General features: G+C 69.2%; 11 protein-coding genes. 5 read left to right on the top strand and 6 right to left on the bottom strand.

All coding sequences use genetic code 11. The annotated features are described in order from the left end of the window. Positions 1-63: 63 nt before the first annotated feature. From murJ to V5E28_RS24005, 3 genes are read right to left on the bottom strand one after another with little or no spacing between them, the layout of a single operon-like run. Entirely contained in the window at positions 64-1671 is a 1608-nt protein-coding gene (gene murJ / locus V5E28_RS24015; RefSeq protein WP_336209312.1) for a murein biosynthesis integral membrane protein MurJ, read from the bottom strand. After that, positions 1668-3773, bottom strand: a complete 2106-nt coding sequence (locus V5E28_RS24010) for a DUF6049 family protein (RefSeq protein ID WP_336209310.1) — start codon at positions 3771-3773, stop codon at positions 1668-1670. Before V5E28_RS24010 ends, murJ begins: the two co-directional genes overlap by 4 nt. A gap of 47 nt (positions 3774-3820) precedes the next feature. Further along, positions 3821-4345 carry an aminoacyl-tRNA deacylase gene (locus V5E28_RS24005; protein ID WP_336209308.1) on the bottom strand — a complete coding sequence of 175 codons (525 nt, stop codon included), beginning with the start codon at positions 4343-4345 and terminating at the stop codon, positions 3821-3823. A 146-nt stretch (positions 4346-4491) separates the two neighbouring features. On the opposite strand from V5E28_RS24005, the gene V5E28_RS24000 reads away from it, so the two are divergent. Then, complete coding sequence (locus tag V5E28_RS24000; protein WP_336209513.1) at positions 4492-5895, top strand: CCA tRNA nucleotidyltransferase; 1404 nt, start codon at positions 4492-4494, stop codon at positions 5893-5895. On the opposite strand, the gene V5E28_RS23995 is transcribed toward V5E28_RS24000, so the two are convergent. Continuing rightward, a complete protein-coding gene (locus V5E28_RS23995; RefSeq protein WP_336209306.1) occupies positions 5885-7117 on the bottom strand; it encodes an MFS transporter in 1233 nt (410 codons plus the stop codon). The two genes, V5E28_RS24000 and V5E28_RS23995, sit on opposite strands and share 11 nt — an antisense overlap. A gap of 161 nt (positions 7118-7278) precedes the next feature. Here V5E28_RS23995 and idi point away from each other — a divergent pair, with 161 nt between their 5' ends. Continuing rightward, positions 7279-7872, top strand: a complete 594-nt coding sequence (gene idi, locus V5E28_RS23990) for an isopentenyl-diphosphate Delta-isomerase (RefSeq protein WP_336209304.1) — start codon at positions 7279-7281, stop codon at positions 7870-7872. Positions 7873-7914: 42 nt separating this feature from the next. Here the strand turns inward: idi and V5E28_RS23985 are convergent, their stop codons facing one another. Continuing rightward, the gene (locus tag V5E28_RS23985) at positions 7915-8994 is read right to left on the bottom strand and encodes an inositol-3-phosphate synthase (RefSeq protein WP_336209302.1); all 1080 of its coding nucleotides are present in this window, start codon (positions 8992-8994) and stop codon (positions 7915-7917) included. 13 nt (positions 8995-9007) lie between these two features. Next, positions 9008-9592, bottom strand: coding sequence for a PadR family transcriptional regulator (locus tag V5E28_RS23980; RefSeq protein WP_336209299.1), 585 nt, complete (start codon positions 9590-9592; stop codon positions 9008-9010). 66 nt (positions 9593-9658) lie between these two features. Here V5E28_RS23980 and V5E28_RS23975 point away from each other — a divergent pair, with 66 nt between their 5' ends. The 3 genes from V5E28_RS23975 (at position 9659) to V5E28_RS23965 (ending at position 14227) form a co-directional block, all read left to right on the top strand. Further along, entirely contained in the window at positions 9659-10111 is a 453-nt protein-coding gene (locus V5E28_RS23975; protein WP_336209297.1) for a DUF5318 family protein, read from the top strand. A gap of 154 nt (positions 10112-10265) precedes the next feature. Next, complete coding sequence (locus V5E28_RS23970; protein ID WP_336209296.1) at positions 10266-12908, top strand: transglycosylase domain-containing protein; 2643 nt, start codon at positions 10266-10268, stop codon at positions 12906-12908. Continuing rightward, positions 12905-14227 (top strand): glycosyltransferase family 87 protein, encoded by a 1323-nt coding sequence (locus tag V5E28_RS23965; protein ID WP_336209294.1) that lies wholly within the window; start codon positions 12905-12907, stop codon positions 14225-14227. Before V5E28_RS23970 ends, V5E28_RS23965 begins: the two co-directional genes overlap by 4 nt. Positions 14228-14229 lie beyond the last annotated feature (2 nt).

Genomic DNA, 14229 nt, shown 5'->3' with positions numbered 1-14229 from the left:
CCTGCTTCCATTCGCGCGTGTCGGTCACCATGCTAGTGCCCGCGCCAATTCGGCCCGTGCTCTTTACCGGCGTACCCGTCCAGCGACCATCCCAACGATGGAGTTGACTTCGGGGATGCGCACCTTGTTGCCCACCCACAGATACAGCAGCATGCCCAGGCCGCCGCCCACGGACAAGGTGATCAGTGAGTTGAGGAATCCGAGCCCACCGAAGATCTCCTGCACCCCCCAGACCGCGGCCAGTGCCAGCACGGCGGAGGGCAGGGCCGCCAGATACATCCTGGTCAGCGCCATGCCGACCTGCCAGCCTCCCAGGCCCTTGACGCGCCGGCTGGCGAGCATCCAGGCCCCGGCCGCCCCCAGCGTGTAGGCGACGGCGTAGGCGAAGGCCAGCCCCATCACCGCGTAACGGGCGGGCAGCAGAGTGTAGAACAGCACCATCAGCAGCGCGTTGGCGGCGGTGGCGGCCGCGCCGACGAACACCGGGGTGCGGGTGTCGCCGAAGCTGTAGAAGACCCGCAGCAGGAGCTGGAAGATCGCGAACGGCACCAGCGCCAGCCCGTAGACCTGCAGCACGTTGCCGATGTAGACGGCGTCGGCGATCGAGGTTGCGCCGTGAGCGTAGATCGGCACGGTGATCGCCGGGCCGAGCACCATGAGCAGCAGCGACACCGGCACCATCACCGAGCTGATGAGCCGCACGCTCGACCTGAACTCGGACCTGACGTCCTCGAATCGGCCCTCGCCCACCGCCCGGCTCATCCTGGGCAGCATCGCGGTGATCACTGAGACGCCGATGACGCCGTACGGGAGCTGGAAGAGCTGGAACGCCAGCGTGTAGGGGGTGATGCCGTGACCGGGCACCTCGTTGCCCGCCGAGCTCGACAGGTTGGTGGTCAGCATGAACCCGAGCTGCGTGACGACCACGTAGCCAATCGTCCAGACGCCTGCCTTGGCCATCTCGCCCAGCCGGGCGTTGCGCAGGTCGAACCGGGCGACGAAGCGGAATCCGGCTCGCTTGAGGGCCAGCACCAGCACGGTCGCCTGGACGATGATGCCGGCCGTGGTGCCCAGGCCCAGCAGGGCGAGCTCCCCGTTGGTGACGCCGGCGATGTCGTCGCCGTCGGTGACGAGCAGGAAGTAGGCGACCAGGACGCAGATGACCACCAGGTTGTTGGCCACCGGCGCCCACATGGGGGCCCCGTAGCGGTCGCGGGTGTTGAGGATGGCGCCGGCCACCGCGCCCACCCCGAAGAAGGCGAGCTGCGGCAGGATGAACTGCGCCAGTCGCACCGCCACCTCGAACTGCCTGGTGCCCCGGTCCCAGTCGGTGTAGAGGTCGATCAGCACCGGGGCGGCGAGCACGGCCAGCGCGGCGACGACGATCAGCGCCGCCGTGGCCAGGGTCAGCAGCCGCTGCTCGTAGGCGCGGCCGCCGTCGGGGTCCTGCTGCTGCGCGCGGACGATCATCGGCACCACGACGCTGCTCAGCACGCCGAGCAGCAGCAGGTCCAGGATGCTGTAGGGGATGGCGTACGCCGCGTTGTAGGCGTCGCCCATGGCCGCCGTGCCGATCGCGGTGGCGAGCACCATGGTCCGCACGAACCCGGTGATCCGGGACACCATCGTGCCCGCCGCCATGATGGCGCTGGCACGCAGCAAGCGGCTCATAGGTTCTCACTTTCGCGTGTCTTGGCGGCCCGCGCCGTACGCCGCTCTGATCGGCGCCTGAGCACCCGGGTCACCACCGCGGCGAGCATGACCGCCAGCGCCGCACCTACGATGACCAGCGCGATCCCGGTGTAGCCGGTGGTGCGCACGGTCAGTTTGACAGGGTCGCCGTAGGGGGTGCGGTCCGCGGTCATGAGCTGGACGGTCACCGTGGCGTCGCCGCTGCTGGGGGTGGCGGTCATGGGCACCTGGACCGTGCCGCTCTGGCCGGCGCCGATGGGCAGCGGCTCGTTCTGCTCGTAGGTGACCTGCAGCAGCTCGCGATTGTTGGATTTCACGTCGATGTACAGGGCGATCGCGTCAGGCAGCGAGTTCTTCACGCTGATGGGCACCACGCCGTCGCGCCCGGCAAGGGTGCGGGGACGGTCCTCTTCGACGCCCGTGATCGAGACGTCGTCGATCCTGGCCGTGATCGCGCTGTCCACCAGCTTGGTGACGCCCCGCCCGGCACGCGTGCCGCCGCGCCAGGCGGAGGAGCTGAGCCTGAGCACCGCGGCGTCGAACTGCGGCTGGGCCTGGCCCGTGACCAGCCCGGTGAGGCGGGCCTTCGCCGCGGCCTCCTTGACGGGCTTGAGGTATTTGGCGCCGAGCTCCTGCTTGCGGTCCTGGTCGGTGTAGGTGAGCCCGGCCCGCGGCACCTGGGTCGCGCCCGGCTTGATCGACTCCAGCCGGGTCAGCGTCAGCCAGGGCAGCTTGCCCGCCGTCTTGAGCAGGGTCGAGACCAGGGTCGGGCTCGGGTCCCAGCGGCGCGAGGGAGCAATGACCAGGGATCTGGGCAGCGTCTGGCCGGGCTCGACGGAGATCATGGCGGTCTCCGCGATGAACCGCTGCTTGCTGAGCAGCGTCGAGCCCGCGGTGCCCGACGGCGGCTCCAGCGTGTGGCTCAGCTCGGCGTCGGCGACCAGAGCGGTGACCGGCCCCATGACGGTGTCGAGTGTGGTGGCGGCGTCGGGCGTGTGCGTGACGGGCGGCTGCGGCGGCAGGCTCGCGGGGTCCAGCAGGACCCTGTTGATCCTGGCGACGTTCGGCTTGCCGACGGCGAGCAGGTCCAGCGCGTCGGCGTCGATCCGGCCGTTCGCCGGCCAGTAGGTGGAGGTCTGCACGTCGGGCTTGACGAGCTGCTTGGCCTTCTGGCCGCCCAGCTCCATGGCCAGGCCCGGCTGGTCGTCGAGGCCCTGGTGGGTGAGCGCGGCGACGTCGGGGTCGGCGTACGGCGTGGTGACGACGGGGTTGTCGGCGAGCGCGGCGCGCATCGACGTGAGCCATTCGGCGGCGGCGTCGTCGGCGGGCCTGGTGCTGTTCTTGCTGACCGTGAACCCCTTGGTCATCGCCTGCGCGTCGTCGAACAGCGCGGGGTCGACGACCCAGGTGACGCTGGAGGGCGCGGTCTCGGCGATGCGCGCCAGGTCGGCCAGGCGGCCCCTGCCTGTCATGGCGGCGCTGAGCTTGTCGTCGACGAACGTGCCTTCGTCGGCGCGGCGTGGCTGGTCGATGACGGGCAGGACGATGGCCAGCCGGTTGCGGACGGGCGGCTGCGGCGTCGTGGGGGCGTAGGTGAGGAAGGTCCGTTGCGCGGCGAGCTGCACCGATTCCCACTGCACCACCTCGACGGCCAGCGGGTAGGCGCCGAAGGCGGTGAGGCCGAACTGGGCCGGCGTCATGGTGAGCTCGAACGGCACCGAGGCGTTGGCGCCGAGCTCGGGGATGACCATGCTGGACTGCGTCGAGACGTTCGGCGGCTGGGTGGCCGTGGTCTGGTCGGTCTGGAAGGTGCCCATGCTCGCCCGGTCGGCGAAGCGCTGCGCGGAGTAGCGGATCCTGACCCGCAGGCCGGGCAGCGCCGCGGTGCCCGCGTTGTGCACCGTGCCGGTGACCTTGATCTCGGTCGACCGGTCGGTGGCGTAGTCGGGAGTGATGGCGGACAGGGTCAGGCCGACCCCCTGTCTGGTCGTGATCGCGGCAGCCGCGCTGGGCGCCGTCGCCACCGATGGGGCGAGCAGCGCGGCTGAGAGCACGGCGAGCAGCGTGGCCTTACGGATCACGCGTCTGCCCGAGCTGGAGTACGACGCACGCCCGCAATGGTACGGGTTCAGTGCCGCGGCGCGACCGCCTCGAGGGCTCCTTCGAGCCGGGGAACCCCTAGTTCCACGGTCTTGCCCGACACGAGTGACAGCAGGTCGAAGGCGCGCAGAGTGAGGGCGGTGTGGCGGTCGCCGGTCGCCGTGAACATCGGTTCGCCGTCGGGCTGCAGCCGGTCGTCGATCAGCACCGGCAGCTCTTCGGGCAGCAGCAGCGGGCTGACCAGGCCGGCGGCGTAGTCGGTGGCCGCATTGACCACGTGGGCCGGCGCGGGGCGCACCTTGCGGACGCCGAGCAGGCCGCCTACGGCGCCGGGCCTCGGGGGAGTGTCGAGTGTGGAGACGACGGCCACGACAAGCTCGCGTCCCACCCTGGGGGCGACCTCGAACACCGTGACCGCGACGCACCTGTCGGGCGCCGCGGAGACCGTCTCAGGTAGCTCGTCCGCGCCAGTCATGGGGCGCGGAAGGCGTACGATCTCATGGTGGATCTGGTGTGCGAGGAGCCAGCGGTGGATCGCGAGGGCGTCCTTCATAAGACCTCCTTGCCTCGTTCCATGGCGCCGTCGGTCCCCTGACCGAAGGTAACCCGGACCCGGTGTGGCTCGGGGGATATGTTCCGGAATCGAAGGACCTACCCAGCTTGTCCGACTCAAATCTGACCGAAACCCAGCAGCGGGCCATGAACGACCTGTTCCGCAAGGTCGCCCCCGTGGCTGACGAGCTCGGCCGCCTGTTCGCCGCGCAGGGCCACGAGCTCGCGCTCGTCGGCGGCCCCGTCCGTGACCTCCTGCTCGGCCGGGTCGGCAACGACCTCGACCTCACCACCGACGCCCACCCCGAGCGCGTGCTGGAGATCGTGCGCGACTGGGCCGATTCGGTATGGACGATCGGCATCGACTTCGGCACCGTCGGGCTGCGCAAGGGCGGATGGTTGATCGAGATCACCACCTACCGCAGCGAGTCCTACGACCCCAAGTCGCGCAAGCCCGAGGTCATGTACGGCGACACGCTGGAGACCGACCTGGAACGCCGCGACTTCGCGGTCAACGCGATGGCCGTGCGGCTGCCCTCCCACGAGTTCGTCGACCCCTACGGCGGCCTGGCGGACCTGGCGGCCAAGCTGCTGCGCACCCCCGGCACCCCCGAGCGGTCCTTCGACGACGACCCCCTGCGCATGCTGCGGGCCGCCAGGTTCGCCTCCCAGCTCGGCTTCAGCGTGGACGAGGCGGCCCTGGCGGCGATGACCGCGATGGCCGAGCGCATCGAGATCGTCTCCGCCGAGCGGATCCGCGAGGAGCTCGACAAGCTGGTCTGCGGCGCCTACCCGCGTGAGGGCCTGCGGCTGCTGGTCGAGACCGGGCTGGCGGCGCACGTCCTGCCCGAGCTGCCCAAGCTCCGCCTGGAGATCGACGAGCACCACAGGCACAAGGACGTCTACGACCACACGCTGACCGTGCTCGACCAGGCCATCGCCCAGGAGGAGGACGGCAAACCGGACCGGGTGCTGCGCTGGGCGGCGCTCATGCACGACATCGGCAAGCCCAAGACGAGGCGGCACGAGCCCGGCGGGCGGGTCTCCTTCCACCACCACGAGGTGGTGGGCGCTCAGATGACCAAGAAGCGGATGTCCGAGCTCAGGTTCCCCAAGGACGTGGTGGCCGACGTCTCCCGCCTCGTGGAGCTCCACCTGCGCTTCCACGGCTACGGCTCGGGCGAGTGGACCGACAGCGCGGTGCGCCGCTACGTCCGCGACAGCGAGCACCTGCTGACCCGGCTGCACAAGCTGACCAGGGCCGACTGCACCACGCGCAACAAGCGCAAGGCCGCGGCCCTGTCACGCACCTACGACCAGCTCGAAGAGCGCATCGCCCGCCTCGCCGAGGAGGAGGAGCTGGCCAAGATCCGCCCCGAGCTCGACGGCAACGAGATCCAGCGGGTGCTCGGCGTCGGGCCCGGCCCGGTGGTGGGCAAGGCCTACAGGTTCCTGCTGGAGCTGCGGCTGGACAAGGGCATGATCGGCAAGGAGGCCGCCACCGAGGCGCTCAGGGAGTGGGGCCGGGCCGGCGGCGTGATCACGACTTGACCGCCACCCGCGGCGTGGCGATCGCCCGGTAGATCAGCGCGCTCGCCACGTAGCCGACCGCGATGATCGCGACGGCGAGGAACGACTTGCCGTTAGCCGGCAGGATGGCCGCCGAGAGCGCCGCAGCCAGCACGTACATGCCGTTGAACAGCATGTCGTAGATGGAGAAGGCGCGGCCGAGGTAGGCGTCCTGGACGTCGCGCTGCACGGTGGTGTCGGCGCAGATCTTGACGCTCTGACCGGCGATGCCGAGCACGAAGCCGGCGATCGGCAGCCCCCACGTCTGGAACGGCAGGACCAGCACCGCGGAGAGCACGCCCGCCGCGGACAGCGCCATCGGCACCCAGCGCACGATCGTGAACCGCTCGGTGGCGTACGGCGTGACGATCACGGCCAGGAAGTAGCCGACGCCTGAGGTGGCCACCACCAGGCCGATGCCGCGCAGCGCCTCGTCCGGGTCGCCGTCGGTGAAGTAGTAGCGGTAGAGGATGATGCCGAGCGCCGTCGCCATGCCGTAGAAGAAGCGGTGTGCGGCCATCGCGCCCATGGTGGCCGCGGCGATCCGGTGATGGACGAGGTGCCGGGCGCCGTCGGCCAGGCCGGCCACCACGTTGCGCAGGGCCTCGCGCGCCTGCGGCCTGTTGGGGTCGTAGGAGGGGCCGAGCAGCGAGCGCTCCATGGTGCGGGCGATCAGCGCGCTGAGCCCGAACACCAGGCCGGAGATGACCAGCAGCAGCGCCACGTCGGAGTCCGAGCTGCCGAGCAGCTCCCGCAGCAGGAATCCCAGCCCGACGCCGACGAACGTGACCACGGTGCCGGAGGTCGGCGTGACCGCGTTGGCCGCCATCAGCCTGTCCCGCGGTACCACGTGCGGCAGCGAGGCGCCGAGGGCCGCCAGGAAGAACCTGTTGACGCCCAGCACGCCCAGAGCGGCGGCGTAGAAGAACGGGTCGGGCACGTCGGCCGCGACCAGTCCCGCGGCCACCAGCAGCAGCACGCCGCGCACCATCGGGGCGACCACCAGGATCTGCCGTCGTGACCAGCGGTCGATGAACACCCCGACGAAGGGCCCCAGGATGCTGTAAGGCAGCAGCAGCACGGCCAGCCCGGTGGCGACACCCAGGGCGGTGGTCTGGTTCTCAGGGCTGAAGAAGGCGAAGCCGGCGACGCCGAACTGGAAGATCCCATCAGAAAACTGGGAAACCAGTCGGGTGCCGAACAACCGTCTGAAATCCCGCCCTTTGAGAACCACACGTAGATCGGCAACGAAAGACACGCAGTCAGCCTAGTCCCGAGGGAACGCTGATCGGATGCCGGAGAGGTTGGCGCAGCAGGTGGGCAATCGGGTTCTGAGGACACTCATGATCACGTACGCTTCATAGCGTGACGACTGTTGAACACGTGGTGCTCGTCGACGGCGCCGGCAATTCGCTGGGCACCGCACCCAAGCTGTCGGTGCACGGCCGCGAGACACCTCTTCACCTGGCGTTCTCGAGCTACGTCTTCGACCGGGCGGGCCGGGTGCTGCTCACCAGACGGGCCGCCCACAAGCTCACCTGGCCGGGAGTGTGGACCAACAGCTGCTGCGGCCATCCGATGCCCGGCGAGCCGCTGGACCACGCGGTCATCCGCAGGCTCTCCTTCGAGCTCGGGCTCGGCGCGCAGCGTGCCGACCTGGTGCTGCCGCGGTTCTCCTACCGGGCGGTCATGGGCAACGGGATCGTCGAGCACGAGCTCTGCCCTGTTTACCGCGTCACGGCCGACCTCGCGAAGGCGCCCAACCCCGACGAGGTGGACGACACGCACTGGATGCCGTGGCCGGACTTCACCGCGGGCGTCCTCAACGGCCTGCTGGCCATCTCGCCGTGGTGCAGGGAGCAGGTGCCGCTGCTGGTCGCGCTCGGGCCCGACCCGCTGCGCTGGCCGACGGCCTCGGACGACGACCTGCCACCCGCGGCCCGCGTACGGCTGGACTGACCACACCCGCGGCGCCGCACGACCGTGCGGCGCCGCCGGGACTCAGCGGTCGACCTCGCCGCGGATGAACTTCTCGACGTAGTCGCGGGCCTCGTCGTCCGAGAACTGCTTCGGCGGCGACTTCATGAAGTACGACGAAGCGCTCAGGATCGGGCCGCCGATGCCGCGGTCGAGGGCGATCTTGGCGGCGCGGACGGCGTCGATGATGATGCCGGCCGAGTTGGGCGAGTCCCAGACCTCCAGCTTGTACTCCAGGTTGAGCGGGGTGTCGCCGAAGGAGCGGCCTTCGAGGCGGACATAGGCCCACTTGCGGTCGTCGAGCCACGGCACGTGGTCCGACGGGCCGATGTGCACGTCGGCCTTGGCCATCTCGTGCGGGATCTGCGAGGTGACCGACTGCGTCTTGGAGATCTTCTTCGACTGGAGGCGCTTGCGCTCCAGCATGTTCATGAAGTCCATGTTGCCGCCGAAGTTGAGCTGGTAGGTGCGCAGCAGCTCCACTCCGCGGTCCTCGAACAGCTTCGCCATGACGCGGTGCGTGATGGTGGCGCCGACCTGCGACTTGATGTCGTCGCCGACGATCGGCACGCCCGCCTCGGTGAACTTCTCGGCCCACTCGGGGTCGGAGGCGATGAAGACCGGCAGGGCGTTCACGAAGGCCACCTTGGCCTCGATCGCGCACTGCGCGTAGAAGCGGTCGGCGTCCTCCGAGCCGACGGGCAGGTAGGAGACGAGCACGTCCACCTGGGCGTCGCGCAGCACCTGGACCACGTCGACCGGCTTCTCGTCGGACTCTTCGATGATCTCGCTGTAGAACTCGCCCAGGCCGTCGAGGGTGTGGCCGCGCTGGACGGTCACTCCCGTCGGCGGCACATCTGTGATCTTGATGGTGTTGTTCTCGCTGGCGACGATCGCCTCGGACAGGTCGCGGCCGACCTTCTTGGCGTCCACGTCGAAGGCGGCGACGAACTCGACGTCGCCCACGTGGTAGTCGCCGAACTTCACGTGCATCAGGCCCGGCACCCGGGCGTCCGGGTCGGCGTCCTTGTAATAGTGAACGCCCTGGACCAGCGACGCCGCGCAGTTGCCGACACCGACAATGGCCACGCGAACCGAACCCATCGCACTCGCTCCCTTACTCATCACTTGAGGTGGTATCTCTCTCAGGCCCCTGCGAGGCCCGTCTCTCCGTTGCGATCAGCTCGTTCAGCCACCGGACCTCGCGCTCGACGGACTCGAGCCCGTGGCGTTGCAGCTCGAGCGTGTAGCTGTCAAGACGCTCCCTGGTGCGGGCCAGGGCGGTGCGGACGCTGTCGAGCCGCTCTTCCAGACGGCTTCGACGACCTTCGAGGATGCGCAGGCGTACTTCTGCCTCGGTGTGCCGGAAGAAGGCGAAGTGGACGCCGAAGCTCTCGTCCTCCCAGGCGGACGGGCCGGCCTGGGTGAGCATGTCCTGGAGGCGCTCCTTGCCCTCCGCGGTCAGCTTGTAGACGATCTTCGACCGGCCACCCACGATCGTGGTCGGAGCCGGCTGCTCCTCCGCGATGAGCCCTTGCTCCAGCAGCGACCGCAGGCAGGGGTACAGCGAACCGTAGGAGAACGCACGGAACATCCCCAGCAGGGCGTTGAGCCGTTTGCGCAGCTCATAGCCATGTAGTGGCGTCTCGTGCAGCGACCCGAGCACGGCCAGTTCCAGAACCCTGCCCTGTCCGCTGGCCAATGGAACCGCCCCCTCTCGCGTCGATGTATCGAGCCGATACATCTGAAGGATACGTCCAGCCGCTATATGCCGCAATCAACGACTTCACCAAGACGTTGGGATGAATGGGTAAAAAGCCGTAGTCTGGCGCTCATGTGGTCACAGCGAAGGGTGGTGGATTGCGGCCCCGCGAAGCGGGCGGCGGTCCACTCCGGGCGTTCCGGGCGTACCTCGCCCGGGGGAGTCTGTGACCCACAGCCCTACCTCCTCCGGGCTGCCCGCCACGTCGGCGAGCAGACCGACCGCCACTGCCCGGTATGCCAGGGGAAGAACGTCACCAACGTGACCCATGTCCACGGTGACCCCCCGGGCAGCCATGCCGACCAGGCAAAGCTCATGTCAGAGTCGGCCGACATGGCACATGATTACGACGAGTTCCGGGTGCACCTGGTCGAGGTCTGCCAAGGTTGTTCCTGGAATCACTTGACGGTCTCGTTCGTCCTCGGTAACGGGCCGCCAGCACTCGTCAGCCCGCAGTAGCGGTCAGGCGTAAGCAGTAACCCGAGGACGGCGAGGAGTCACGCCCCAGAACCGCCGTGCTATTCCGACGACGATGCGAGGACGTGTGAGTTACAGCAGCAACGAGGGGACGGCCCGCCCAGGAAGGCGCCGTCGCTCCAGCTCATCCCGTTCAGTGCCCCAGGAGTCCGCGCCGCAAACTGGCGAGGCAGGCTGGGGAGCGGCGCCGCCCTCCCGTCGTCCCGAGGCCGCCTACGAGCAGACGGGCGCGATGGCCGCCCAGCCGTACAACGAGCCGGCGCCACGCGGTAACCCACGCCCGCCCGGGCCCGGCCCGGCTCCCGGCCCCGCGCCGTACCCCGGCCCCGGACCGGCACATCAGCCGCAGCAGCCGCCGCAGCAGTCGCCGGAGCACGAGCCCCGCAGGCGTGCCGCCCCCGGCTCCCGCAGGCGCGGCAGCGGTGATCAGGAGAGCACCCGGTCGCGGAGCAACCAGGAGACCATGATCAGCGACGCCCCCCGGCGCGCGCGCAGGAGCGGCGGCGGCCCCGGTGGGCCGTCCGAGCCGCCCGGCCCGCCCAAGGGCGGCGAGGGGCCCAAGTGGCGGCGGTTCATCCCGAGCTGGAAGATCGTCATGGCCAGCTTCGTGGTGCTCTCCGCCGGCATCTTCGGCATGATCGCGGTCGGCTACGCCAACACGCCCGTGCCGACAGAGGACCAGGTGCAGGCAGGCGTCCTGGACCAGGAGAGCGTCATCTACGACGCCCACGGCAAGGAGCTCGCCAGGCTCGGCACCAAGCGCATCCCCGTCACCTACCAGCAGGTGCCGCGGGCGGTCCAGGATGCCGTCATCGCCGCCGAGAACGACTCCTTCCGCGAGGACTCCGGCATCTCCTTCAGCGGCATGGTCCGCTCGCTCTACAGCACCGCCACCGGCCAGCAGGTGCAGGGCGCCTCCACCATCACCCAGCAGATGGCGCGCGGCTACTACGACGGCCTCTCCCAGGAGCGCACCCTCCAGCGCAAGGTCAAGGAGATCTTCGTCGCGGTCAAGCTGAACAAGGTGCTGCCCAAAGAGCAGATCCTCATCCAGTACCTCAACACCATCTACTTCGGCCGGGGCGCCTACGGCATCGGCGCGGCGGCGGACGCCTTCTTCAACAAGAAGGTCGGCCAGCTCACCCCCGAGGAAGGCGCCTACCTCGCGGGCCGCATCCAGAACCCCGACGCCTTCGACCTGGCCGAGAAGGCCGGCAAGCTGGGCTCCACCGAGTTCCGCTACGACTACGTGATCGGCCAGATGGCCAAGCTCGACCCGAAGACCTACGGCGGCTTGGCCGCCAAGACACCCACGGCGCCCAAGCGGATCAAGTACAAGCCGAAGGACTACTTCCTGGGGCTCAAGGGCTACATGGTCCAGGCGGTCCTCGACGAGCTGGAGTCGCGCAGCATCACCCGCGAAGACGTCGACAAGGGCGGCTACAAGATCTACTCGACGCTGGACCCGAGGCTCATGCGGGCCGCCAAGGCCGCCGTGAACCAGCACACGGGCAGCCTCAACCCCGAGATCAACGCCACCCTGGCTGCCGTCAACCCGACCAACGGCCGGATCCTCGCCTTCTACGGCGGCGACGACTACGCCAAGGACGCCTGGAACGACGCCTTCCTGTCGCAGAAGCAAGCGGCCTCGGCGTTCAAGCCGTACGTGCTCGCGGCCTGGCTGGACGCCGGCTACAGCCTGCGCAGCTTCGTGCCCACCAAGGGCCCGGTCAAGCTGCCGGGCACCACGCCCATCGACAACGACCACTCCATGAAGGCCTCGGCCGTCGACGTCGTCTCGGCGACGGCCAGCTCCGTCAACACCGCCTACGCGAAGATGGGGGAGAAGGTCGGGCTGGAAAAGGTGATCGACATCGCCTCCAGGGCCGGGCTCAGCAAGGACAGGCTCGAGGACGCCCGGTCCCGCCACCACTTCCTCATCACCATCGGCAGTAGCCAGGTGACGGCCGTCGAGCAGGCGGGCGGCTACTCGATCTTCGCCAACGGCGGCAAGCACTTCGACAACCACGTCGTCATCAAGGTCGTGGACAAGAACAAGAAGGTCGTCCTGAACGAGGACAGGACCGCCACGCAGGTCATCTCGTCCGAGGCCGCCGCCGACGCCGTCACCGCGCTCCAGGCCGTGGTCAAGTCCGGCACCGGCCGCAACGCCGCACTCTACGACCGGCCCACCGCCGGTAAGACAGGCACCAACAACGAGAACAAGGAAGCCTGGTTCGTCGGGTTCACCCCGCAGGTGTCCACCGCGGTCGGCATGTTCCGTCAGGAGTGCAGGACGAAGACCGGCAAGGTCGTCAAGCCGGTGAACGACAACTGCCCGTGGGCCAGGGGCAAGAGCAAGCGCTACACGCCGCAGAACCCGTACAGCAAGCCGTACGAGGTGACACTGGGCAGTGGCTTCCAGGGCGCCACCTATCCGGCGGCCATCTGGAAGACCTTCATGACCGAGGCCACCAAGAGCCAGAAGGTCGTGCAGTTCCCGCCGCGCGCCGACACCGGTATCTCCGAGGACCTGGTGCCGAAGCCGGTGGCCACCCCGACGCCGACGGCGACGGCCGACCCGGACAACCCGTTCGACGAGGGCCCCGACGAGGAATGTGGGTTCGTCGGCCCGTGCGACGACGACAGCAACATCTCCGTCGACCCCAACGACAACCCGTTGCCCGAGGACGACGACGACGGCTTCCTGGGCAGTCCGGGCGGCGGTGGCCGGGCGACCGTCCCCGAACCGACGCCGAGCCGGCGCGAGCAGCGGTGACTGCGACCACACAGGTGCGCCTGCCCTTCGTCGCACGCACGGTGCCGTACCTTCCCCTGGGGCTGTTCGCGGCCCTGGGGGCGACGCTCGCCTACCTGGTGCGGCTGCCGTGCCGCAGCGGTGGCTGGAACGACCAGGTCACCACGTACACGAACTTCTGCTACACCGACATCTACCCGCTCTACTTCGCCCGGCAGCTCGCCACCGAGAACCCGTACTTCGCCGACGTCGCCTTCGACAAGCACGTCGAGTATCCGGTCGTGCTCGGCGAGGTCATGCAGGTCATCGCGTGGATCGCGCGGCTGGTGAAGCCGGACGCCGCCGCGCAGGGCGCCCTGTTCTACGACCTGACGGTCGTCCTCATGGGGCTCTGCCTGGTGGTCGGCGTCCTGCTGATGGCCGCGGTGGCCGGGCCCACCCGGCGCTGGGACGCCCTGTGGTACGCGCTCGCGCCCGCGGTCGTGCTGGCCGCCTACATCAACTGGGACCTCGTCGCCGGCGCGCTGTCCATGGGCGTGTTGCTGGCCTGGGCCAGGCGGTGGCAGGTGCTGGCCGGGGTGCTGCTCGGGCTGGCGATCGCCACCAAGTTCTACCCGCTGATGTTCGTGGGCGCCCTGTTCCTGCTCACGCTGCGGACGGCGCGCTGGCGCCCGTTCCTGGTCACCATGGTCGCGGCCGCCGGGACGTGGCTGGTGGTCAACGTGCCGTTCATGGTGTTCGCCTGGGACGGCTGGCGCCGCTTCTACGTCTTCTCCCAGGAACGCGGCGTGGACTGGGGCTCGCCCTGGCTGTTCTTCCAGCACAAGGGCTGGCCGGTGCTCGGCACCGCCGACGTCAGCATCCTGGGCATGGCCTCGCTGGCGCTGCTCTGCCTGGCCATCGCGGTCCTCACGCTGACCGCGCCACGCAGGCCCCGGCTGGCCCAGATCTGCTTCCTGGCGCTGGCCGCCTTCATGATCACCAACAAGGTGTGGTCGCCTCAGTTCGTGCTCTGGCTGGTGCCGCTCGCCGTGCTGGCCAGGCCCAACTGGAAGGCGCTGGCGCTGTGGCAGGTGGCCGAGGTGTGGTACTTCTTCGCCATCTGGCTCTACCTGCTCTCACAGTCGCCGCTCAGCCGGGACGACCTCGGCATCGGCGACGACACCTACTTCACCGCCGTCTGGGGGCGTCTCATCACGATCGTCATCCTGATGGCCTTCGTGGTGCGCGACATCCTGCGCCCGGACAAGGACGTGGTACGGCAGTCGGGCCGGGACGACCCGGCGGGCGGGGTGTTCGACGAGGTTCCTGACCGGTTCACGCTGAGGGCCACCGCGTAGGC

Source organism: Nonomuraea sp. LPB2021202275-12-8 (assembly GCF_037044575.1).
Classification (GTDB): Bacteria; Actinomycetota; Actinomycetes; order Streptosporangiales; family Streptosporangiaceae; genus Nonomuraea.
This window is presented reverse-complemented; position numbering and strand designations above follow the sequence as displayed.

What these genes read in the sequence shown, in the direction of transcription:
- murJ (WP_336209312.1), bottom strand. Translation starts at nt 1,671, where the DNA reads ATGAGCCGCTTGCTGCGTGCCAGCGCCATCATGGCGGCGGGCACGATG.
- V5E28_RS24005 (WP_336209308.1), bottom strand. Translation starts at nt 4,345, where the DNA reads ATGAAGGACGCCCTCGCGATCCACCGCTGGCTCCTCGCACACCAGATC.
- V5E28_RS24000 (WP_336209513.1), top strand. Translation starts at nt 4,492, where the DNA reads ATGAACGACCTGTTCCGCAAGGTCGCCCCCGTGGCTGACGAGCTCGGC.
- V5E28_RS23985 (WP_336209302.1), bottom strand. Translation starts at nt 8,994, where the DNA reads ATGGGTTCGGTTCGCGTGGCCATTGTCGGTGTCGGCAACTGCGCGGCG.
- V5E28_RS23975 (WP_336209297.1), top strand. Translation starts at nt 9,659, where the DNA reads ATGCCGCAATCAACGACTTCACCAAGACGTTGGGATGAATGGGTAAAA.